Origin of the sequence: Xanthomonas arboricola (genome assembly GCF_002940665.1) — a bacterium.
GTDB classification, from domain to species: Bacteria; Pseudomonadota; Gammaproteobacteria; order Xanthomonadales; family Xanthomonadaceae; genus Xanthomonas; species Xanthomonas arboricola_B.
In genome coordinates this window covers 289,805-310,394 of sequence record NZ_MIGY01000001.1, presented here as the reverse complement: position 1 = coordinate 310,394, position 20,590 = coordinate 289,805, and the positions used below count along the sequence as shown (strand labels likewise).

General features: G+C 66.0%; 15 protein-coding genes and 1 other RNA gene. 12 read left to right on the top strand and 4 right to left on the bottom strand.

The annotated features are described in order from the left end of the window. Nucleotides 1–12 precede the first annotated feature (12 nt). The 5 genes from XarjCFBP7645_RS01495 to XarjCFBP7645_RS01475 are packed head-to-tail and all read left to right on the top strand — an operon-like array spanning nt 13 to nt 3,967. Nucleotides 13–1,095 (top strand): potassium channel protein, encoded by a 1,083-nt coding sequence (locus XarjCFBP7645_RS01495; RefSeq protein ID WP_104535973.1) that lies wholly within the window; start codon nt 13–15, stop codon nt 1,093–1,095. Continuing rightward, nucleotides 1,092–1,769, top strand: coding sequence for a YjfK family protein (locus XarjCFBP7645_RS01490; RefSeq protein ID WP_166774391.1), 678 nt, complete (start codon nt 1,092–1,094; stop codon nt 1,767–1,769). Before XarjCFBP7645_RS01495 ends, XarjCFBP7645_RS01490 begins: the two co-directional genes overlap by 4 nt. A gap of 37 nt (nt 1,770–1,806) precedes the next feature. Then, nucleotides 1,807–2,211, top strand: a complete 405-nt coding sequence (locus tag XarjCFBP7645_RS01485; RefSeq protein ID WP_005995053.1) for a DUF350 domain-containing protein — start codon at nt 1,807–1,809, stop codon at nt 2,209–2,211. Between the two features lie 12 nt (nt 2,212–2,223). Next, nucleotides 2,224–2,799, top strand: a complete 576-nt coding sequence (locus XarjCFBP7645_RS01480) for a DUF1190 domain-containing protein (RefSeq protein WP_104535971.1) — start codon at nt 2,224–2,226, stop codon at nt 2,797–2,799. Between the two features lies 1 nt (nt 2,800). Further along, a complete protein-coding gene (locus tag XarjCFBP7645_RS01475) occupies nt 2,801–3,967 on the top strand; it encodes a glutathionylspermidine synthase family protein (RefSeq protein ID WP_104535970.1) in 1,167 nt (388 codons plus the stop codon). A 588-nt stretch (nt 3,968–4,555) separates the two neighbouring features. Here the strand turns inward: XarjCFBP7645_RS01475 and XarjCFBP7645_RS01470 are convergent. Further along, the gene (locus XarjCFBP7645_RS01470; RefSeq protein ID WP_104535969.1) at nt 4,556–5,926 is read right to left on the bottom strand and encodes an MFS transporter; all 1,371 of its coding nucleotides are present in this window, start codon (nt 5,924–5,926) and stop codon (nt 4,556–4,558) included. A gap of 99 nt (nt 5,927–6,025) precedes the next feature. On the opposite strand from XarjCFBP7645_RS01470, the gene soxR reads away from it, so the two are divergent. From soxR to XarjCFBP7645_RS01430, 7 genes are all read left to right on the top strand, one after another. After that, the gene (gene soxR, locus XarjCFBP7645_RS01465) at nt 6,026–6,472 is read left to right on the top strand and encodes a redox-sensitive transcriptional activator SoxR (RefSeq protein WP_104536705.1); all 447 of its coding nucleotides are present in this window, start codon (nt 6,026–6,028) and stop codon (nt 6,470–6,472) included. A 201-nt stretch (nt 6,473–6,673) separates the two neighbouring features. After that, the gene (locus XarjCFBP7645_RS01460; protein WP_104535968.1) at nt 6,674–8,665 is read left to right on the top strand and encodes a M1 family metallopeptidase; all 1,992 of its coding nucleotides are present in this window, start codon (nt 6,674–6,676) and stop codon (nt 8,663–8,665) included. A 799-nt stretch (nt 8,666–9,464) separates the two neighbouring features. Then, entirely contained in the window at nt 9,465–12,623 is a 3,159-nt protein-coding gene (locus XarjCFBP7645_RS01455; RefSeq protein WP_181126101.1) for a TonB-dependent receptor, read from the top strand. A gap of 455 nt (nt 12,624–13,078) precedes the next feature. Beyond that, the gene (locus XarjCFBP7645_RS01445; protein ID WP_047126957.1) at nt 13,079–13,840 is read left to right on the top strand and encodes a SapC family protein; all 762 of its coding nucleotides are present in this window, start codon (nt 13,079–13,081) and stop codon (nt 13,838–13,840) included. Between the two features lie 4 nt (nt 13,841–13,844). Beyond that, nucleotides 13,845–14,882 (top strand): cupin-like domain-containing protein, encoded by a 1,038-nt coding sequence (locus XarjCFBP7645_RS01440; protein WP_104535966.1) that lies wholly within the window; start codon nt 13,845–13,847, stop codon nt 14,880–14,882. Nucleotides 14,883–15,058: 176 nt separating this feature from the next. After that, nucleotides 15,059–16,576 (top strand): tryptophan halogenase family protein, encoded by a 1,518-nt coding sequence (locus XarjCFBP7645_RS01435; protein ID WP_104535965.1) that lies wholly within the window; start codon nt 15,059–15,061, stop codon nt 16,574–16,576. 42 nt (nt 16,577–16,618) lie between these two features. After that, nucleotides 16,619–16,693: non-coding RNA, sX9 sRNA (locus XarjCFBP7645_RS01430), on the top strand. A 164-nt stretch (nt 16,694–16,857) separates the two neighbouring features. Here the strand turns inward: XarjCFBP7645_RS01430 and XarjCFBP7645_RS01425 are convergent. From XarjCFBP7645_RS01425 to XarjCFBP7645_RS01415, 3 genes are all read right to left on the bottom strand, one after another. Then, entirely contained in the window at nt 16,858–17,865 is a 1,008-nt protein-coding gene (locus XarjCFBP7645_RS01425; protein WP_104535964.1) for an MBL fold metallo-hydrolase, read from the bottom strand. Between the two features lie 249 nt (nt 17,866–18,114). After that, nucleotides 18,115–18,519: a hypothetical protein gene (locus XarjCFBP7645_RS01420; RefSeq protein ID WP_047126953.1), complete on the bottom strand. Its 405-nt coding sequence runs from the start codon at nt 18,517–18,519 to the stop codon at nt 18,115–18,117. A gap of 232 nt (nt 18,520–18,751) precedes the next feature. Beyond that, nucleotides 18,752–20,149 (bottom strand): trypsin-like serine peptidase, encoded by a 1,398-nt coding sequence (locus tag XarjCFBP7645_RS01415; protein WP_047126952.1) that lies wholly within the window; start codon nt 20,147–20,149, stop codon nt 18,752–18,754. Between the last annotated feature and the right edge of the window lie 441 nt (nt 20,150–20,590).

Below are 20,590 nucleotides of genomic sequence, written 5' to 3'. Positions count from 1 at the left end.
ACAGGACGCGCCATGATCATCGTCGGAAAGCTGTTGCGGGTACTGCGGCGCCACGTGCGCCGCGTCAGCTGGGGCATGGTGGCGCTGGCATTGCTGGCGCACATGGCGCTGAGCTGGGTATTGCTGCTGCTGGCCGGCGAGCACAGGCTCGTTGGCCTGGACGCGTTTCCGTATTACTACATGACCACCGCCACCACCATCGGCTACGGCGACCTGTCGCCGGGTTCGGTGGCCGGGCGCTATATCGCCGCGTTCGTGCTGATGCCGGGCGCGGTGGCGCTGTTCGCCACGGTGCTGGCCAAGACCAGCGGCGTGCTCATTACCTTCTGGAGGCGCCACCACATGGGCAAGATGGCTTACGCCGATCTGCGCGGGCACACCATCCTGATCGGCTGGCAGGGCGCCGCGTCCATGCGCCTGGTGGAGCTGTTGCTGTCCGACACCGCCACCGACGACGAAGGCGTGGTGCTGATCGCCGAGGGCGTGGCCGAGAACCCGATGCCCGACCATATGCGCTTCATTGCCGCCGAGTCGTATACGCATACCGAGGTCTACCTGCGTGCCGGCATCGCCGGCGCGGCGCGGGTGATCGTCAACCCGCCCTCGGACGACCAGACCCTGGCGGCGGTGTTCGCGCTGATGGCGCAAGCGCCGCGTGCGCACATCGTGGCGCACTTCGACTCGGGCAGCGCCGCGCGGCTGGTCAATTGCCACTATCCGGCGATCGAATGCACGCGGCCGATGACCGCCGAGATCCTGGCCCGCGCTGCGCAGGATCCGGGCAGCGCGGCGATCACGGCCGAACTGCTGTCGGTGGACGATGGCCCGACCCAGTTCAGCCTGGCGGTTCCTGCCGATGTCGACCCGCTGGACTACCGCCTGCTGGCCGCCGATTTTGGTCAGCGTGGCGCCCTGCTGCTGGGGTTGCGCGCGCCCGATGGCGCGCTGCGCTTGAACCCGCCCGCACACACCGCGGTGCCGGCCGGTGCCATGCTGTACTACCTGGCCGAACAGCGCGTGCCCGCGCATGCCATCGCATGGCAGGCGCTGCGCGCTGCCACCGTGTCCCGTTCCCCATCGCCACAAGGTGCATGACGATGAGTTTTTTCAGCAAGTTGTTCGGTCAACCACAACCGCCGCCGTTGCCCGCATCCGGCACTGGCGCCATCGGTCACGCGCTGCCGCTGGGCTTGCGCGTGGGGGGGCAGCTGGAGATCGATACCACGTTGTACCGCATGGCACCGGAGGCCATGACCGCCGAGCTGCCGGGCGGGCATCAAGGCATTCCGTGCTACGGCCATGTCAATCTGGGCGACGGCTATGCCCTGCACCGTTTCTATCTGGACGACGATGCGTTCCTGCAGGTCACCACGGTCGGCGGCGATCTGGAAGCGATGAAGGCGTTCGTGTATTGCGAGACGGTCAATCCGCCCAGCAAGCAGGCGTTTCAGGAGTTCGTGATGCAGCATCCGCATCTGGGTGCGGCGCAGATCGAGTACGCCGGCAAGCGCTGGCAGCGCGCCACGCAGTCCACCGACGATGCCGCGCGGATTCCGCCGATCGCCTACGACGAGGTGCTGTACCGCTATCAGCCGCCACGCCGCGATGGCGATCTGACCCACTACGCCATGCTCTACAGCCGTGATGTGCCGGAGCTGCAGCGCGAGGAATTCCTGCTGGTCACCGGCGAGGATTCCGGCCCCAATGAATTCTGCGTCACCTATGCAGTCGGCATCGATGTCACCGTCGCCGATCTGGATATCACCTGAGCGTGCGCGCTCGTCTTCCACCTACACTGGTCCTGTCATGAACCCGATCAACCTGCAGAGTTTTCTCGCGTTTCTTTCCTACTTCGGCACCGGCCTGGGCGTGTTGATCGTCGCGGTGGTGCTGGTGACCCTGGTCACCCCGCACAAGGATTTCACCCTGCTGCGGCAAGGCAACGTGGCTGCGGCCACCGCCTTGGCCGGCAACCTGATCGGTGTGGCATTGCCGCTACATTCGGCCATCACCCATTCGGTGAGCCTGGTCGATGCGCTGATCTGGGGTGCGGTCGCCTGCGGCATCCAGGTCGTGGCGTATCTGCTGGCCAACCTGGTGGCCGGGCGCATCTCGCGGCAGATCACCGACAACGTCACCGCCGCCGGCATCTTTTCGGCCGGCGTGTCGATCGCGGTCGGGCTGATCAATGCCGCGGCGATCACGCCGTAACGGAGCGCAGGCATGAAGCGATCACGCAATCTCAAGCTCACCCTGATGGCCGCATTGCCGGCCGCCTTCGTCACCGGCTGCGGTTCTGAACCGGAAACCGGCGTGGTGCTGCAGTCGGCCTCCGACTGCTACCAGATCAAGCAGGAACAGACCGACATCCAGCAATGCCTCAAGGCCTACGACGAGGCGGTGGCCAAGCACCAGCAGGCCGCGCCGCGCTTCAGTACGCGCTACGAGTGCGACGAGCAGTTCGGCAGTTGCACGGCGGTGCAGACGGCGCAGGGCCAGCAGAGCTGGATCCCGCCGATGGGCGGGTTTTTGCTGGGCTACGCGTTGGGCAACATGACCGGTGGTGGCGGCTATCGCTATGGCGGCGCGGTGCCGCTGTACCGCGATTACCGCAGCGGTGGGTACTACAAGCCCAATGGCGATCTGGCCAGCAACCGCGTCGGCACCGTCCGCGGGCGCAGCGGCGCCATCGACATGCCGTCGCGGGCGATCACCGTGTCGCGCTCGGGTTTCGGCTCCAGTGCGGCGGCGCGCAGTTCGTTCGGTAGCGGCGGGCGCAGCTCCGGATACGGCGGCTGACATGCGACGGATCGCAATTGCCGAGCGCCCGGACTGGCGCGAGCAGGCCGAGGCGCTCGGCTTCCATTTCCACACCATCGACGGCGAGCGGTACTGGGACGAAAGCGCGTACTACGCGTTTACGCTGCAGCAGATCGAACACGACATCGAAGCGCCCACGCAAGAACTGCACGACATGGCGATGCAGTTGGTGGACGAGGTGGTGGGCTCGGAACAGCTGATGACGCAGCTGGCGATCCCGCCGTTCTACTGGGACTGGATCGCCACCTCGTGGAAGAACCGCGACCCGCATCTGTACGGCCGCATGGACCTGGCCTATGCCGGAAATGGCCCGGCCAAGCTGTATGAGCTCAACTACGACACGCCGACCTCGCTGTACGAATCGGCGTATTTCCAGTGGCTGTGGCTGGAACAGCAGATCGCCGCCGGTGCGCTGCCCAAGGGCACCGATCAGTACAACCTGATCCAGGACCTGCTGTGCGAAACCCTGGGCGCGCTGGCGGTGGATGGCGCGCTCGGTGCGCAGATGCATTTCTCTGCGGTGCGCGAGTCGCTGGAAGACCGCGCCACGGTGCGCTACCTGCGCGACTGCGCGCATCAGGTGGGCATCAGTACCGAGGAAGTGGCCATCGAAGACATCGGCCTGAGCGCCGATGGCTGGTTCACCGACGAGCAGGACCGGGTGATCCACACGTTGTTCAAGCTCTACCCGCTGGAATTCATGATGGAAGAACGCTTCGGCCCGGCGCTGTGCGCCAACCGCGTGCGCCTGATCGAGCCGGCGTGGAAATCGGTGCTGAGCAACAAGGGCATCCTGCCGCTGCTGTGGGAGCGGCATCAGGGCCATCCCAACCTGCTGCCGGCGCACTTTGCGCAAGCGGGCGAAGCGCCCACGGCAGGCTGGGTACGCAAGCCGCTGCTGTCGCGCGAGGGCGCCAATATTTCCCTGGTCAGCGCACAGGGCGACGCTGCGCAGACCGACGGCCCATATGTGGACGGGCCGGCGATCCTGCAGGCGCATCATCCGTTGCCGGTGTTCGATGGCCGGCATGCGCTGGTGGGCAGCTGGGTGGTGGCCGATCGTCCGGCCGGGCTGGGCATGCGCGACGACGACGGCCCGATCACCCGCGACACCTCGCGCTTCGTGCCGCACGTGATTCTGGACTGATGCTGCAGGAGTGCGCATCGCCGCCGTGGCGCGGCGGTGCCGTGTATTGCGATCGCCCTTGCATATGCGCGTGAGTGAAGCGCTTGCTCCGCATGGCCGGGCCGTACGCCATGGCCCGCGCCGCGTGACGCGGCTGCCATGCCGCATCGCCCGACACACGCTGCAGTGGCGCGCAAGCCCTGCGCTGCCTGCCGCGCAGCGCAGGTTTTCCACATCGCCTGTGGATGGAACTTGCACAAGGCTGTGGACAAGTGGGCGCAGGCCCCGGCCTGCAATGCTGTCAAGATGGGGGGGCGAAAAAATGACCAGCCGCTCGCGGATGCGTTTTTCCGGCCTCGATCGCAGCGATCTCGACAGGATCGGCAAAGTCGGTCGCGCCGTGAGCGGTGCGGCGTCCCGGTCTGCCTTGCGCCATGCCATGGCGCCGTGCCGAGCGTCCAGATCATGCAAGTCGTGCAGAGCGCGCGCTGCATGCGATGCAGGCGATACACAGCGACCGAGCGCAACGCATCGGCGCTGGCGATCAGTGCTTCCTTACTTCGACACTTTGCCCACATCGCACATCGCACATCGCACATCGCACACCCATCACACCCGCCGCGCCACGAACAAGCCCGCCACCGCCAGCAGCCACGCCAGGGCGAACACGCTCAGGTAGGCGCCCGCAGTCGCGGAGGCCAGCAGCGCGGCGAACAAGGCGCCGGCCAGCGCCAGCATGCCGGCCACCGCAATCGCCTCGCTCAACTGCAGTGCCGAACTGTTGGCGCCTTGCTGCGCCGGCGGCGACAGCGACAACATCAACACCGACAGGCTCGGATACAGCAGGCCCATGCCCAGGCCGGTCAGCGCCCAGCCGGCAATCGCCACCGGCACCGGGATGACCGGCCACACCGCCCCCGCGCTGATCACGATGCCCAGCGACATGAAGCACGCACCGGTCGTGAGCAGGCGTGGGCGCGACCAGCCGGCGCGGCTATGGCCCTGGTACCAGGAGCCACTGAACCAGCCCAGCGCGCCGACGCTCAGCGCCACGCCGGCCAGCAGTGGCGACAGGCCGCGCTCGCGCGACAGCAGCAACGGCAGGAACGCTTCGAAGCCGAAGAAGGCCGCCGCGGCGATCCCGCGCAGCGCGATCACGCTGGGCAGCCCGCGCGCAAGCCGCAGGGTGCCGGCCGGCAACAGTTGCCAGGCGCAGCACACGGTGAGCAGCAATGCCGGCAGCATCGCCAGCAACGCGCTCGTGCCGTGCAATTGCCCGCCCAGATACACGCCGAGTACGCCCACTGCCGCTCCCACCGCCCAGCGCAACGCGGCATTCGATGCACCGGCCGTGTCGGGCGACCAGGTGCGCCCGCGGATCGCCGGCCACAGCATCAGCCCGGCCGGAATCGCCAGCAGCGGCACAGACAGGAACACCCAGCGCCAGCCGACGTGCTGCACGATCCATCCACTGATGCCCGGCCCGATCAACGACGGCACCACCCAGCCGGCCGAAAACGCGGCAAACACGCGGGGCCGCAAGGCGTCCGGATACAAGCGCCCGACGATCACGTACAGCGCCACCGAATACGCGCCGGCCCCCAGGCCCTGCAGCAGACGGCCGGCAATCAGCACCGGCATGCTCGGCGCCAGTCCTGCCACCAGCAGGCCGATCACGAAGCACAGCAGGCCGTAAGCCAGCGCCCCGCCGGGGCCACGCCGGTCGCTCCAGCGCCCGGCGGCGGTCATGCCGACCACGCTGGTCGCCAGGGTGCCGCCGAACGCCAGCGCGTACAGCGGCAAGCCATTCAATTCGCGCGCGACGGTCGGCATGGCGGCGGCCACCGCCAGCGATTCGAAGGCATTGAGCGACACCAGCGCCACCATGCCCAGCGTTGCGGCGCGATACGGAGCGGCCAGGATGGAGCTGGGTGAGGTGTCGCCAGGTGAGCTGGCGGGCAGGGCGGTATCGGTGGGCATCGAGCATCCAGGACGGCAGGGTGTAGAGCCATGACGCCGGTGCTTGCACCGGTCATGGCCGCGCAGCATCCTGCCTCAACCAAGGTTGAGGTCAAGGCAATGCAGCGTGAGTTGTCCGTGGGCGAGGTGGCCAAGCGTAGCGGCGTGGCGGTGTCGGCATTGCATTTCTACGAGCGCAAGGGCTTGATCTGCAGTCTGCGTACTGCGGGAAATCAACGCCGCTATGCGCGCGATGTGTTGCGGCGCATCGCCGTGATTCGCGTGGCGCAACGGCTCGGCGTGCCGTTGCAGCAGGTGCTGGATGCGTTCTCGGTGCTGCCGGACCAGCGCACGCCCACGCGTGCGGAATGGGCACGCATGTCGGCTCGCTGGCGCGGGCAACTGGATGCGCGCATCGCCGAACTGCAGGCCTTGCGCGACCAGCTCACCGACTGCATCGGTTGCGGCTGTCTGTCGCTGCGCCGCTGCCGGTTGAGCAATCCGGGCGATACGCTGGCCGAGGGCGGGGATGGCGCATTGCGACTGTCGCGGCCTGCAGCCGACTGAAGTGACGTGCGCCGGCTGCGCCGCCGTGGCACGATCGACATCTGCAGCGCGCACGCGGACCGTGGCGGCTGCGCCGCTACTGCATGCCGGACGGCCCGTCACCCTCGAGGCTGCAATGTCGCCACCGGGACCAATGGCAGTACCGTGACGGGCAAAGACGACCGTAGGATGGGGGTTCCCCTCCGCCGCAGGACTTCACGCATGTTCCCCACCTTGCGCCGATCGCTCGCCGTTGCGCTGTCGCTGGCGTGCATCACCTCGTACGCGCACGCCGCGCCCGCAGCCAGCGCCACCGCGCCAGCGAGTGCTTTCGATCCGCTGGCCCTGTTCGCACCGCTGCAACTGCCCGATGCGCCCAATGCCTACCGCAGCGGCAGCGGCGTCCCCGGCCCGTTGTTCTGGCAGAACCGTGCCGACTACACCCTCAACGCCAGCATCGACCCGGCGACCCACACGCTCACCGGCGAGGCGGCGATCCACTACACCAACCGCAGCCCGGACACGCTGGATGTGCTGTGGCTGCAACTGGACCAGAACATCTACCGCGCCGATGCGCGCGCTGCCGCCAGCCGGCCCTCACGCCGCACCCAGTTCACCGATGGCATGCAGATCGCCAGTGTCGAGATCGACGACGGCGGGCGTCGCCAGCCCGCGCACTTCGTCGTCGACGACACCCGCATGCGGGTGGACCTGCCGCAGCCGTTGGCGGGGCAGGGCAAGGCGTTGACCATGCATATCCGCTACCGCTACACGATTCCGGGCACCTGGGGCGGGCGCACCGCAGTCAGTGCCAGCAAGCAGGGCGAGATCTACGAGATCGCGCAGTGGTATCCGCGCATGGCCGTCTACGACGATCTGCGCGGCTGGGATACGCAGCCGTACCTGGGCTCGGAGTTCTATCTGGAGTACGGCGACTTCGACTACGCGGTGACCGTACCGGAGGGCTTCCTGGTCGCCGGTTCCGGCGCGTTGACCAATCCGGCCGAGGTGCTCGGCCGCACCGAGCAGCAACGCCTGCAACAGGCACGCAGCAGCGATCGCACGGTGCTGATCCGCACGCCCGAGGAAGTGACCGCGCGCGCGGCCAAACCCGCGGGAGCCACCACGCGCACCTGGCGCTTCCATATGGACAACACCCGCGATGTGGCGTTTGCCGCCTCGCCAGCATTTGTGTGGGATGCCGCGCGCATCAAGTTGCCAGGCGGCAAGACCTCGCTGGCGATGTCGGTGTATCCGCTGGAAGGTGTGGGCGCGGACAAGTGGAACCGCTCCACCGAATACGTCAAAGGCGCGATCGAACATTTCTCGCAGTGGTACCCCTATCCGTGGCCGGCCGCGATCAACCTGGGCGGATACGGTGCAGGCATGGAGTATCCGGGCATCGTCTTCGACGGTTTCGAGGACAGCGGCAAGGAGTTGTTCTGGATCACCGCGCACGAGATCGGCCACACCTGGTTCCCGATGATCGTCGGCTCCAACGAGCGCCGCCACGCGTTCATGGACGAAGGCTTCAACACCTTCATCGACGTCTATGCGTCCGATGCCTTCAACAAGGGCGAGTACGCGCCCAAGCGCGACTCGGAATATGCGCCGAAGGGTGGCAACCCGGTCGACGAAATCCTGCCGCTGCTGGCCGATGCCGGCGCGCCGACATTGATCGACAACGCCGATTCCACCAGCGAGACCTACCGTCATTCGTTGACCTATTTCAAGGGCGCATTGGGGTTGGTGCTGTTGCGCGAGCAGATCCTGGGGCCGGAACGCTTCGATCCGGCCTTCCGCAAATACATCGCGAGCTGGGCCTACAAGCACCCCACGCCATCGGACTTCTTCCGGCTGATGGAAAGCGAGAGTGGAGAGAATCTGGCCTGGTGGTGGCGCGGTTGGTATCTCAACAACTGGCAGCTGGATATGGGCATCAGCGAGGCCCATTACGTCGATCACGATCCTGCCAAGGGCCTGCAACTCACTCTGCGCAGCAGCCAGAAACTGGTGATGCCGGTCACCGTGCGGGTGGACCTGGCCGACGGCAGCCATCTGGACCGCCGCGTGCCGGTGGAAACCTGGCTGCAGAACACCGCGCCCAAGCTGACGTTGCCGACCACGCAGAAAGTGCTGCATGTGACGCTGGATCCGGACCATGTATTGCCCGATGCCCAGCGTGGCGATAACCAGGTGGAGATGATCGGCTAGTGGGTGACGGTGCAGGCATCTGCGCTGCAATGGCGCAGATGCTTCGGGCTTTCAGCGCACGCGGCTTACCGTCGGCAACGGCGCAATCGATTGCAGCGATTGCGCCGTTTCTCGTTGCGCCGTGCAGTCCGATGTCGAGCACAATCGCGCGACGATGTGCTCGCATCGGCGTCAATTGTCATGCAGGTGTGTCGCTCGGCGCGCAGCCATCGACGACTGCTGCGTTGCGATCCTAGTGACGCTTTGCGCAACTGTTCCATGCGGTGTTCTCGCCGCTACGCGACGACCTGCGACAACGCCGCTGCAGCGCATTTGCCGAGGTCACAGGCTGGTAACGCTTCCAGCCACGCTGCGTCTGCATTCGTGCTGCGGACTCAAGCGCGCGCGGTGTTGTGTGCCTGCGTGTGGCCTGGTGTGTTTGCTGCAACGCACGGTGACAAGCCCCGACACGCATGACTAGGCTGCGCCGCGTGTTAGCGCTATCAGTTTTCTGCATCGCCTGCTGACACCGGGTTGAGAGCAGAGGCGCACGGCAGTGCATGTCTTGCAGGCGTACTGGTTGGGAAGGCAGTCGCAGGTGCTGTACAGGTCCGGCAGCAGGTCGCGTCCGTCAGGGACGTGGCACGCGCACGGCTGGCATCAGGGGGGGGGGGCGCCGGCGGTCGAGGCGGCGCATCAGGGCAAGTGCTGTGCAGGGATGTATGCCGCGTGCCGTCCAAGCGCGTGGCCAGGCAAAGCGCCGCGTCGCATTCCGCGACCACGGCCGTGGGTGTTGGACTCCAGACCCGAGGATAGATCGATGCGTCGTACGTTGAGCAAGTTCAAGTCGAAGGCCATGTTTACCTTCGTCGGTGGCATCCTGGTGATCAACCCCGCCTTTGCGCAGGACGTTGCCGCGCAGCAGCTGTCGCCGCCGCAGTCCGGCGCACAAACCGCCACCACCCTGGATGCGGTCAATGTCACCGGCATCCGCAGCAGCCTGGATCAGTCGATGGGCATCAAGCGCGATGCTGCCGGCGTGGTGGATGCGATCAGTGCCGAAGACATCGGCAAATTTCCCGATACCAATCTGGCCGAGTCGCTGCAACGCATCACCGGGATCTCGATCGAGCGCCGCGATGGCGAAGGCGCGCAGGTCACCGCACGCGGCTTTGGCCCGCAGTTCAATACGGTCACGCTCAACGGCCGCCTGATTCCCGGCGCCGATGCGTTCGGCGCGCCGGGCCAGACCCCGATCGGCGGGGTGGAGGTGGGCACGCGCGCGTTCAATTTCGCCCAGCTGGCTTCCGAAGCCATCACCGGGATCGAGGTATTCAAGACCAGCCGTGCCACTGCGCCCAGCGGCGGCATCGGCGCCACCATCAACATCCAGACCGACAAGCCGTTCAATCACGAGGGCGTGGTGGCCAATGCCGGCGCCAAGATGGTGTCGGATCGTTCGCAGCCGTTCGGCGATTCGCTCACCCCTGAAGTCTCCGGCATCTTCAGCTATACCAATGCCGACAAGACCTTCGGCATCGGCTTGAGCGGCAGCTATCAGAAGCGTCACGGCGGCTCGGTGCAGGCCACCGAAAACACCTGGAACATCCAGCGCTGGACCGGCACCGATCCGGCCTTGCGTCCGGATGCGGTGGTGACCAATGCACCGGCGATCGGCCAGCTGTACGGCATGCCCAACGATCTGCGCTATGCGTTTGCCGACTTCCAGCGCGAGCGCACCAACGGCCAGGCGGTGCTGCAGTTCGCACCCAGCGACAGCCTCACCCTGACCCTGGATTACACCTATTCGTCCAACGAGATCCGCGAAGAGCGCGGCGAACAGGGCATCTGGCTGCAGCGCGCCAACAGCTTCACCGATCTGACCTTCGATACCGGCCAGGCGGTGGCCACGCCGGTGTATCTGCGCGATGTGCCCAACGGTGCCAAGGACTTCGGCATGGAGCAGCAGCGCAACGAGCAGAAGTACACGCTCGGTTCGCTCGGCTTCAATGCCGATTGGCAGGTGAGCGATCGCTTCCAGCTGTCCTTCGATGCGCACAACTCCAGGACCAAGAGCCTGCCCAACGACCCGGTCACCGGTGGCAGCGCCACGTATTTCAGTTTTGCCGGCACCAACAACTGCAGCAACGGACCCTCCTGCGGCGGTCAATGGGGGCAGGAGCTGCGCTTCAACAACGGCCTGCCGATCGGCGCACGCACCTGGTATCCCACCGCGGCCGATTCCCTGGCCGGTACCAACGGCGTGCTCAACCCGGACTTCACCCCCGCCGAGCTCGGCTCGCAGGTCTTGCGCATCTTCTATCAATCGCAGGTCACCGAGATCAAGGAAGGCCGCATGGACGGCACCTTCGACTTCGAGGACGGACGCTTCCAGTTCGGCGTGAGCACGGCCGACACCACCATGAACCGGCTTACCAGCGACACCTATTCGACCCTGGGCGACTGGGGTGTGGCCAATGCCGGCAACGAGCCGGGCATGCAGGCGCTGCTGCGACCGGTGAGCATCACCGGCATGTTCGAGGACTTCAACGCCAACGGCGCGGCACCCAGTGCATGGCGCGGCGATGCCGATCAGCTGGCGCTGTGGGGTGGCAGCCAGTATGGCGCCACGACCCGCTACAACCCGCAATACAGCGCCGACAACCAGGTGGAAGAGAAGACCCGCGCCGCCTACGTGCAGCTGGAACTGAAGGGCGATATCTCCGGCATGACCACCAATACGCGGCTGGGCTTGCGCTACGAGCGTACCGACGTGGAATCCACCTCGCAGGTGGCTACGCCCACGGCATTGTTGTGGCAGGCCAACAACGACTTCCAGCTGTTGCGCTCCACCGAGCAGCAGCCCTTCAGCGAAAAGACCAGCTACAACTACATCCTGCCCAATCTCGACTTCAGCATCGACATCTCCGATCAGCTGAAAGCACGCGCTTCGTTCGGCCAGACCATCGCACGTGCGCCCTACAACAACCTGATCGCCGGCCCGACGCCGAATACGCCCAATGGCTCGATCCTGATCAATCCCTCCAACCGTGCCGGCGGCAGCTCGCAGAACCCGCAACTGGATCCGCTGGAATCGGACAACCTCGATCTGGCGCTGGAGTGGTACTTCGCCGATGCCAGCTACGTGTCGGCCACGTTCTGGAACAAGCGCGTCAGCAACTTCATCGGCAACACGGTGTCGCGCGAGTCCCTGTTCGGGCTGCGCGATCCCACCTCCGGCCCGGATGCCCAGTCCGCGCTGGCATTCCTGCAGAGCGGCGCCTGCGCGGCGCAGGTGGGTGCTTCGGGCAACGACGTCGCGGCTGCGTGTTCGGCCAACGACACCTCGCTGTTTGCGGCAATGGCGCTGCTGCGCAACGCCGCGGCCACCGGCGGACTGGCCGCCTACAACGGCAGCTCCGCACAGAGCCTGGCACTGGAGAACGCCTACGATATCGTCGGCAATGCCTCCGATCCGCTGTATCAGTTCGACGTGTCGCGCCCGGTCAACCAGAACAAGGCCAACATCCACGGCTGGGAGCTGGGCGGGCAGTACTTCTTCGACAGCACCGGCTTCGGTATCTACGCCAACTACACCATCGTCGAAGGCGATGTGGGCTTCGACAACACGGTGATCGACCGCGACCAGTTCGCGCTGCTCGGCCTCAGCGACACCGCCAATGTGATGTTGATGTACGAAAAATACGGCTGGAGCGCGCGGCTGGCCTGGAACTGGCGCGACCAGTACCTGATCGCCGCCAACCAGGACAATGCCAACCGCAATCCGTACTACGTCGAGGCCTATCAGCAGTGGGATCTCAGCGTCAGCTACAGCTTCAGCAAGCAGCTCTCCGTGGGCTTTGAGGCGATCAACCTCACCGGCGAGGACGTGCGTTGGCATGGGCGCTCGGACAAGCAGATCATCCGCCTGATCGACCAGCAGCCGCGCTACACGCTGGGTGTGCGTTACGCGTTCTGACCCACCGGCTGCGCTCACTTCCCTCCCGGTGAGCGCAGCCGGTGCCTGGTGTGGCAGATGCCGACGTGCAGCCTGCTGCGGGCCTGTGGTGCGCGTTTTTTGAGGCAGCCGGGCAATCGTTCGCTGGCTGCGCCGAGTGGCCGGGGTCGAGTTGTCAGCCTGCGTGGCGCTGGTCTGGCGACCGCAACTGCAGGCTCGAGCTCGGTGCCGCGACGCATTCGTCGGTGCAGCCGGCACGCATTGCGGTTGCCTGCAAGCAAACGCCCACCTGCTGATGGCCGCTATGGCAGCGCAGCGACGCCGAGTGGCGCAGGCTTGTTCCCATGCTGCTGTGCCGCTTGCCGGCCTGTCGCTTTTTGGCAATGCTCGCCAACAGCGGGCGCTGCACCTGGCCGCGCGATCGACGCATTCCACGTGATGCGGTGCTCCGTCACGGTGCACCGTGGGAGTTCCAGATGACGCGATACGCAGTGCTCAACAATGTGGCGCATCATGATCTACGCGTCGTGCTGCGCTTCGGTGCCGAGTTCGGCGATGCGCTCGGCCTGGTGCCGGCGTTCGTCACCGAATACGCCGAGTTGCAACGCGAGTACCCGCTGTTCTTTCGCACGGATCCGGCCACCGGCGGCTACCAGTCGGTGGCGTTGCTGGGCTTTGCACAGGACGAGAATCTGTTCCTACAGGACGGCCGTTGGACTGCCAGCTATCTGCCCGGCATCGTCGCCAAGGGGCCATTCTTGATCGGTTTCCAGGAGCAGCGTATCGATGGCGCCCTGGTGCAGGAGCCGGTGATCCACGTCGATCTGGAGCACCCACGCATCAGCCGCCACCAAGGCGAGGCGGTGTTTCTGCCGCAGGGCGGCCACAGCCCGTATCTGGAGCACATCATCGGTGTGCTGCGCGGCATCCGCGACGGTGTGGATGCCGGCCAGGCGATGGCAGCCGCCCTGGATGCGCTGGGGCTGATCCAGCCGGTGCAGCTGGATGTGGCGCTGGATGCCACCCACGCCACCAAGCTGGAAGGCCTGTTCGCCATCGACCGCGAGCGGCTTGCCGCACTCGAAGCGTCCTCGTTGCAGCAACTGCATCGGGCCGGCTATCTGGAGGCTGCGTTCCTGATGCTGGCCTCGCTGCACAACGTGCGTCGGCTGATGGCCGAGAAGCAGCGCCGCCTGCAGCAGGCGCACAGTGCGTCTGCGACTGCTGCGTTTGCCTGAGCGCATGACGACCGGCGCAGCCTTCTCCTCCCTTGCGCCCGTCGCCGAGCGCAGCGATTGCCACCCCGACGCGCTGCCGCTCGCCGCGCTGTGCGATGCCGCCGAGCCGGTGGTGCTGCGTGGCATCGCACGCGACTGGTCGCTGGTGCAGGCCGGACTGCGCAGCCCCGAGGAGGCGATGGCGCTGCTGCGCGCGCACGACAGTGGACGCCCCCTGCAGTATTCCCGCGGCGGCCCGGAGATCGCCGGCCGGCCGTTCTATACCGACGATTGCAGTGCGCTGAATTTCGAGGTGCAGCGTGGCAGCTTGAGCAGCTTGCTGGAATCCATCGTCACACATCGCGACGATCCGCAGCCGCCTACCTACTACCTGGCCTCGTTGCCGGTCGACGACAACCTGCCGGGTCTGCGTGCAGGCAACGATCTGGATTTTGCCGCCAGCGGCATCGCGGTGCAGCCGAGTATCTGGATCGGCAATCGCGTCATCGCCTCCTGCCATTACGATGCGCCCAACAACTTGGCCTGCTGCGCGGTGGGACAACGTCGCTTTACGCTGTTTCCGCCCGAGCAGGTGGCCAACCTGTATCCCGGCCCGCTGGACCCCACGCCGGGCGGGCAGGTCGTGAGTATGGTGGATATCGCCGCCCCGGACCTGCTGCGGTATCCACGCTTCGCCCAGGCGCTGGCGCAGGCGCGCACCGCCGTGCTGGAGCCGGGCGATGCGGTATTCATTCCCGGTATGTGGTGGCACCACGTGCAGTCGCTGCAGCTGTTCAACGTGTTGATCAACTACTGGTGGAGCAGCGTGCCCGCGCACCTGCCGGCGCCGATGCCCGCGCTGTATCACGCGCTGTGGGCCATCCGCGACCGCCCGGCGGCGGAGAAGGAGGCCTGGCGCGCCCTGTTCGACTACTACGTGTTCGGTCCTGCCGAGCGCGCGGGCGAGCACCTGCCCGAGCAGGCACGGCATGCGCTGGGCCCGATCGACCCCACGCTCGCGCGACAGCTGCGCGCGATGTTGATCGGCAAGCTCAACCGCTGATGCGCCAGATTGGTTTCAGGGCCAGCGACCGGACAACTACGCAGCTGCCGGACGGTCAGGGCCGATGTGCGGTATTCGCATGCGCCACTCACGCGTTCCGCTCCCCCGCAGGCCTTCCGCGTTGTCCAGACGATCAATCAAGACCTCACCCCCAATCCATCACACAGGAGCGCGCAGTGAGCCAAGCCCCGATTCGCAGGGTCGTCATCGCCGGTGGCGGTACCGCGGGCTGGATCGCCGCCTGCGCGCTGTCGCATCAGTTCCGCGAGCTGCTGGAGATCACCCTGGTCGAATCCGAGCAGATCGGTACCGTGGGCGTGGGCGAATCCACGGTGCCGCCGATCCGCACCTTCCATCGTTTCCTGCAGATCGACGAGCAGGAGTTCTTGCGCGCGGTGGCCGGCACCTTCAAGTTGTCGATCTCCTTCGAGCATTGGCGCCGCCAGGGCGAGCGCTATCTCCATCCGTTCGGTATCACCGGGCAAAGCACGCTGGTGTGCGCCTTCCATCATCTATGGCTGGAGAGCCAGCGCCGCGGCATGCCGGGCAGCTTTGGCGATTACTGCCTGGAAACCGTTGCCTCGCGCGTGGATCGTTTCGCGTTGCTGCGCGAGCCTGCGGTCAATTACGCCTATCACCTGGATGCCGCGTTGTATGCCAGATTCCTGCGCGCACGCAGCGAAGCCTGTGGCGTCAAGCGCATCGAGGGCAGGATCCAGCAGGTGACGCTGCAGCCAGACAGCGGCGATGTTGCCAGCCTGCTGCTGGAAGACGGGCAGCTACTCGAGGGCGATCTGTTCATCGATTGCAGCGGCTTTCGCGGCCTGCTGATCGAACAGGCACTGCACACCGGTTACGAAGACTGGAGCCACTGGTTGCCGTGCGATCGCGCCGTTGCGGTGCAGACCGAGGCGCTTGGCCCGCCGGTGCCGTACACCCGCGCCATCGCGCACGAAGCCGGATGGCGCTGGCATATCCCGCTGCAGCATCGCGTCGGGAATGGTCTGGTCTTTTCCAGCAGGCACCTGTCCGACGACGAGGCGCATGCCAGGTTGCTGCGCGATGTGGCCGCGCCTGCACTGAAGGACCCCTGGCTGGTGCCGTTCCGTACCGGCCGCCGGCGCAAGGCCTGGAACCGGAACGTGGTGTCGCTGGGCCTGGCCAGCGGCTTTATCGAACCGTTGGAATCCACCAGCATTCATCTCACCATTGCCGCAGTGGTGCGTCTGATCACCTTGTTCCCGGCAGAGGGCATCGCGCCCTCGCAGGTGGAGCTGTTCAACGACATCAGCCGCGCCGAGATGGAACATGTGCGCGACTTCATCATCCTGCACTACCACGCCACCCAGCGCGACGAACCGCTATGGCGCCAATGCCGCGCGATGGAGCTGCCCGACTCGCTTACCCTGCGCCTGCGCGCCTGGCGCGAACGCGCACATGCCTGGCAAGCGGCCGATGAACTGTTCCGCGTCGACTCCTGGACCCATGTGCTGATGGGGCAGGGCATCGTGCCCGAACAGCATCACCCGCTGGCGCGCGCGGTGTCCGATCGCGACCTGCGCCGCCTGCTCGACGGCATCGCCCAGCCGATCCGCCACGCGGTGGATCAGATGCCGGCACAGCAGGCGTTTATCGACGCGTATTGCAAGGCAGGCGCGAGCGTATGGGGCCTGCGCAGTCCGGTGGGGACTTAGGGCCGCTGGCAAAAGGCTGCATAGCCGGCGCGCGGAATCGGCATGGGCTGCTCGCACACTGCGGTTCCGGGCGCGCCGTCCACGCCCCACCTGACGGCTGCGTGCTACGTGTTAGCCGCTCTTGGGCACACGAAACCGGAGATGCAGTGCCGCGTACTGTTTGATGCCCGGTCCGCACTGTGCATTTTGATCTTTGGCTGGTTAAGGGCGGTTCGCGACATCGCGGCCGGACGCAGATCGAATGCGCTGACGACCGGTCGCTGCAGTGCCCAACTGCTCCACTACAACCGCATCAAATCCTTGCCGACCACAATTGGCCCAGCATAGTGCTTGCGCGCGCCCTCGCTCCACATCGCATCGGTGATCGTCGGGTCGCCGCCAGGGACAAAGTGGTTCAGCACCAGCATCCTTGCGTTGGCCGCTGCAGCGATCCTGCCGACTTCCTCGCCGGTGGAGTGACTCTTGAGCAGATGGTCGAGCAAGGTCGGCGCGTTGTCGTTGGTCTTGAGCATCTTCTCCAGCGCGGGCAGGTACATCACCTCGTGCACCAGGATGTCGGTGTCCTTGGCGAATTCGGCCAGTGTAGGCAGGTAGCGCGTATCGCCGGAGAACACCACCGTGCGGTCGCGCGCGGCGAAGCGGTAGGCGAACGCCGGCTTGAGCGTGTAGTGATCCACCAGCGTGGCGGTGACGGTGACCTGGTCGTTTTGCAGCACCGTGCCGGGGTGGTCGAACTCGTGCACATGGATCAGCTGTTTGAGTGGCGGGCGGCCTTCTTCGCGGATGCGCGCCTCGATGTCGATGGCATTCATCTCGACAAACGCATTCACCATCCTGGCGATGCCGGGCGGGCCATAGAGATGCACCGGCGTCTGCAGCCCGCTGGCCCAGGCCAGCCACACCACGTTGAGCAGGTCGGCATTGTGGTCGGAGTGGTGGTGGGTGAGGAAGATGTCGCGCAGCGCAGGCAGGCGGATGCCGGCTTTGGCCAGTTGCTGTGCAACGCCATTGCCGCAGTCGATCAGGTAGGGCTGCCCGTCGATGACCAGCGCGTTGGCGGCCGCGGCGCGCAGCGGTGATGGCGTGGGGCCGCCCTTGGTGCCGAGCAGCACCAGTACGCTGCCCTTGGCCGGGAAGGACGCCGGCGGCGTTGGGTCGGATGACGCGATGTCTTCCTTCGGCTCGCGCCGTAACGCGGCACCGAGCTGGCTCGTCACGCTCAGCGTGGCCGCTGCCAGCGCGATGCGCAGCACCTGGCGACGGGAAGGGCGTGGCGAAGAGGCGGACATGACGGCTCCTGTCGAAGCGGGGGAGAGAATGTGCCAGGCGGGGCGTGGCACTGCGTCAGACTATCGTGGGGCGGCCGGGTTTGCGACGGCGCCACGCAAACCTCGGCACCGGCATGCCCGCGCCCGATGCAGGAGAGCCGCAACTGCGACGCATGCGGTGCGTGCAGCGCTCGGTCCGATGACCCTCTCCGAATCGGCCACGTTCGATCCATCCGTCGCCTTCCAACGGTGAGCTTGCATCGAGTGCCTTCAGAGCTCCCGTGCGATGAACTCGTTCAACGCAGGCGAACGATAAAACGCCATGCATTGCGCGAAGATCCGGTTGAACGGGCCGCGGCGGGCTTCGTCCTTCATCGGCACTTCGGCGCGATGGAAGTCTGCCGTCCGCTCGGCCACGAAGCGATGCAGGCGGTCGGTGGCACCGGTCTTGGCATTGTCGAGCGCATAGGTGGTCAGCAGATACGAGCGATCGCGCAGCTGGTCGGCGGTGTATTTGCCGCTGCGCTGATAGTTATTGTCCAGGCACAGCTGCAGCGCGTAGGCCTTGACGTCGTCGCGATTGGCGGGCTTGCCGGCTGCATGGGCGGTGACCTGTAGCGACAAGGCCAGGAGTGCAGCTGCGGCGATTACATGAGGAGTGCGTTGAACGGGCATGCCGATCCAGGTGAAGGACGAGCTGCCAAGTCTGCATCATCCGGGCACTGCAGATGAAGGACTGCACGCTGACCGACGTATGCGGTCGACAACGATCCCCAGATCGACTCACCTAAGATCGATGCACTTCCATCGATCCACGAAGCACCTCAAACAACCGGCCGCGCTCCGCGCAGTACAGTGCGCAGTCGCACGTGGCAGGCGCTACCCGCCTGCCACGCGCATCACCCGCTTACGGGCCGAAGTAGGTGGAAATGCTGGAATACACGTCCGAGAAGCGCGAGTAGTAGTCCGGGTCGGTCTGCGCGGTGCAGAACGAGTAGCCGCCGTACAGGCCGCCGCGCAGCTGGTAGGCCCCGCCGCTGGCGACGGTGAACAGGCCCGAGCCGGACGAGCCGCCTTCGGTGACGCCATCGTTCCAGACCACACGGTACAGCGGGCTCTTGCCGTCGATGGTGGTGCTCAGCCCGTTGACGGTGCCCAGCGAGTACTTCTTGACGTCGCCGGACGGGTGGTGGATGCCGACGATCGACGTGCCGGTCGCGCCGATCGCCGCGCTGTTCCAGGCCGCATAGAACGCGCCGCTTGGCGGTGCGGTCTTCAGCTCCAGCAACGCGGTGTCGCGCGTGGTGTTGGCGTGGCGCAGGAACGCGCCACCGGTCAACGTGGTGGCCTGCGCGCTGGCAGTGTTGCCGTTGCAGCTGGCCGCGTCGTAGAACCAGTAGGTCTGCAGCGTATTGGCCACCGTCTGCGTGCTGATGCAATGCGCCGCAGTCCAGAACAGATTGCGCTTGGGCGAGTTGGTATTGTTGAGCAGCGTGCCGGTGCACAGGAACGAGCCCTGACTGGTGGTGAACACCATGCGCGCAACCGCCTTTGCAGCGTTGGTGAAGCCGGCGGTAGGATTGGCGCGGCAGACGATATCGTTCTGGCAGGAATCGCTCTCGCCGATGGCAATGGTCATCATGTCGCGCGTGCTGGCGGTGGGGCTGATGTCCAGATGCGACAGCTGCGGGATGCTCAGGCTGAAGTTCTCCGGATACTGGCCGGCCGGCAGCGACAGCTCCACCAGCAGATTCTCACCGTTTACGGTGGGCGACCAGCCGATGGCGTCGCCGCCGGCGGTGAAGCTGGCACCGGATTGTTCGAACACCCTGCCGTCGTCGCCGGCAAAGCGCAGCGTCACCTTGGACGGATCGCCCGGCGTGGCGCCGGCGCCACGCAGGATCAGCGACGCACGCAGCGAGGCCGCCTGCGCGGAGCCGACGTTCAAGGTCGCCACGCGCGAGCCGTCTTTGGCCATCTTCCAATCGAGTGTGGCCAGATTCACCAGGGGCTTGGCAACCGCGCGCGAGAACCCGATCTGCAGGGGCTGCCCATGTTTGACCTGTGCGATGCGACGCTCACGCACGCGACTGATCTCGGTGCTGGTGGGCGCAGTCAGTTGCACCACACGCGTGGGCAGGATGCCTCCACGCAGACTTGCCGACTGCAACGTCGCCGCGCCGAGTTTGGCTGCTTGCGGCGCGGTACTCACTGGCGCGGCGTCCATTTCGGTCGGCGGCGTTGCCAGTGCAGAGCCGGAAACGGCGGAAAACAGCGCCAGGTACAACGCATTCTTGCGATTCATGGGTAGTCCTTCTCGTCAGGGAACGACAGGTTGCGGCGGGGGCCACATCCTGCGGGCGCCATCGTTGGCGCCGAATGAGACTAGCGAATGTTGACGGCTGAATATGTGCTGAAAATCTCGTTCAGAGGTTAGCAGTCGACAAAAACACAAGCGTATTTTGCGTGCGGCGGTCGACGTGTGCACGCCTCGGCACTCGCTTGCGCAGACGCAAGGCGCCGCAATGCGGCATGCTGGGAATCGTCTGCGACACGCGTGCCGCTCCACCTGCGGCAACACGATCGCGCACGCCGCCGGCAACGACGCTTCGACCAACCTGTCGGACGCTTCAGGCGGATACGCTGCATGCGGGAGGGCCAGCGCGCATCGCCGTTGCGGGCGTTGCCCTGCGTGCTCGACGTACCTGCAATGTCGATGCGCGCCAGCAGACCGCTGCAGGGCCGC

What these genes read in the sequence shown, in the direction of transcription:
- XarjCFBP7645_RS01475 (WP_104535970.1), top strand. Translation starts at nt 2,801, where the DNA reads ATGCGACGGATCGCAATTGCCGAGCGCCCGGACTGGCGCGAGCAGGCC.
- XarjCFBP7645_RS01420 (WP_047126953.1), bottom strand. Translation starts at nt 18,519, where the DNA reads ATGCCCGTTCAACGCACTCCTCATGTAATCGCCGCAGCTGCACTCCTG.
- XarjCFBP7645_RS01425 (WP_104535964.1), bottom strand. Translation starts at nt 17,865, where the DNA reads ATGTCCGCCTCTTCGCCACGCCCTTCCCGTCGCCAGGTGCTGCGCATC.
- XarjCFBP7645_RS01480 (WP_104535971.1), top strand. Translation starts at nt 2,224, where the DNA reads ATGAAGCGATCACGCAATCTCAAGCTCACCCTGATGGCCGCATTGCCG.
- XarjCFBP7645_RS01415 (WP_047126952.1), bottom strand. Translation starts at nt 20,149, where the DNA reads ATGAATCGCAAGAATGCGTTGTACCTGGCGCTGTTTTCCGCCGTTTCC.
- XarjCFBP7645_RS01485 (WP_005995053.1), top strand. Translation starts at nt 1,807, where the DNA reads ATGAACCCGATCAACCTGCAGAGTTTTCTCGCGTTTCTTTCCTACTTC.
- XarjCFBP7645_RS01470 (WP_104535969.1), bottom strand. Translation starts at nt 5,926, where the DNA reads ATGCCCACCGATACCGCCCTGCCCGCCAGCTCACCTGGCGACACCTCA.
- XarjCFBP7645_RS01440 (WP_104535966.1), top strand. Translation starts at nt 13,845, where the DNA reads ATGACGACCGGCGCAGCCTTCTCCTCCCTTGCGCCCGTCGCCGAGCGC.
- XarjCFBP7645_RS01490 (WP_166774391.1), top strand. Translation starts at nt 1,092, where the DNA reads ATGACGATGAGTTTTTTCAGCAAGTTGTTCGGTCAACCACAACCGCCG.
- XarjCFBP7645_RS01445 (WP_047126957.1), top strand. Translation starts at nt 13,079, where the DNA reads ATGACGCGATACGCAGTGCTCAACAATGTGGCGCATCATGATCTACGC.
- soxR (WP_104536705.1), top strand. Translation starts at nt 6,026, where the DNA reads ATGCAGCGTGAGTTGTCCGTGGGCGAGGTGGCCAAGCGTAGCGGCGTG.
- XarjCFBP7645_RS01495 (WP_104535973.1), top strand. Translation starts at nt 13, where the DNA reads ATGATCATCGTCGGAAAGCTGTTGCGGGTACTGCGGCGCCACGTGCGC.
- XarjCFBP7645_RS01460 (WP_104535968.1), top strand. Translation starts at nt 6,674, where the DNA reads ATGTTCCCCACCTTGCGCCGATCGCTCGCCGTTGCGCTGTCGCTGGCG.
- XarjCFBP7645_RS01455 (WP_181126101.1), top strand. Translation starts at nt 9,465, where the DNA reads ATGCGTCGTACGTTGAGCAAGTTCAAGTCGAAGGCCATGTTTACCTTC.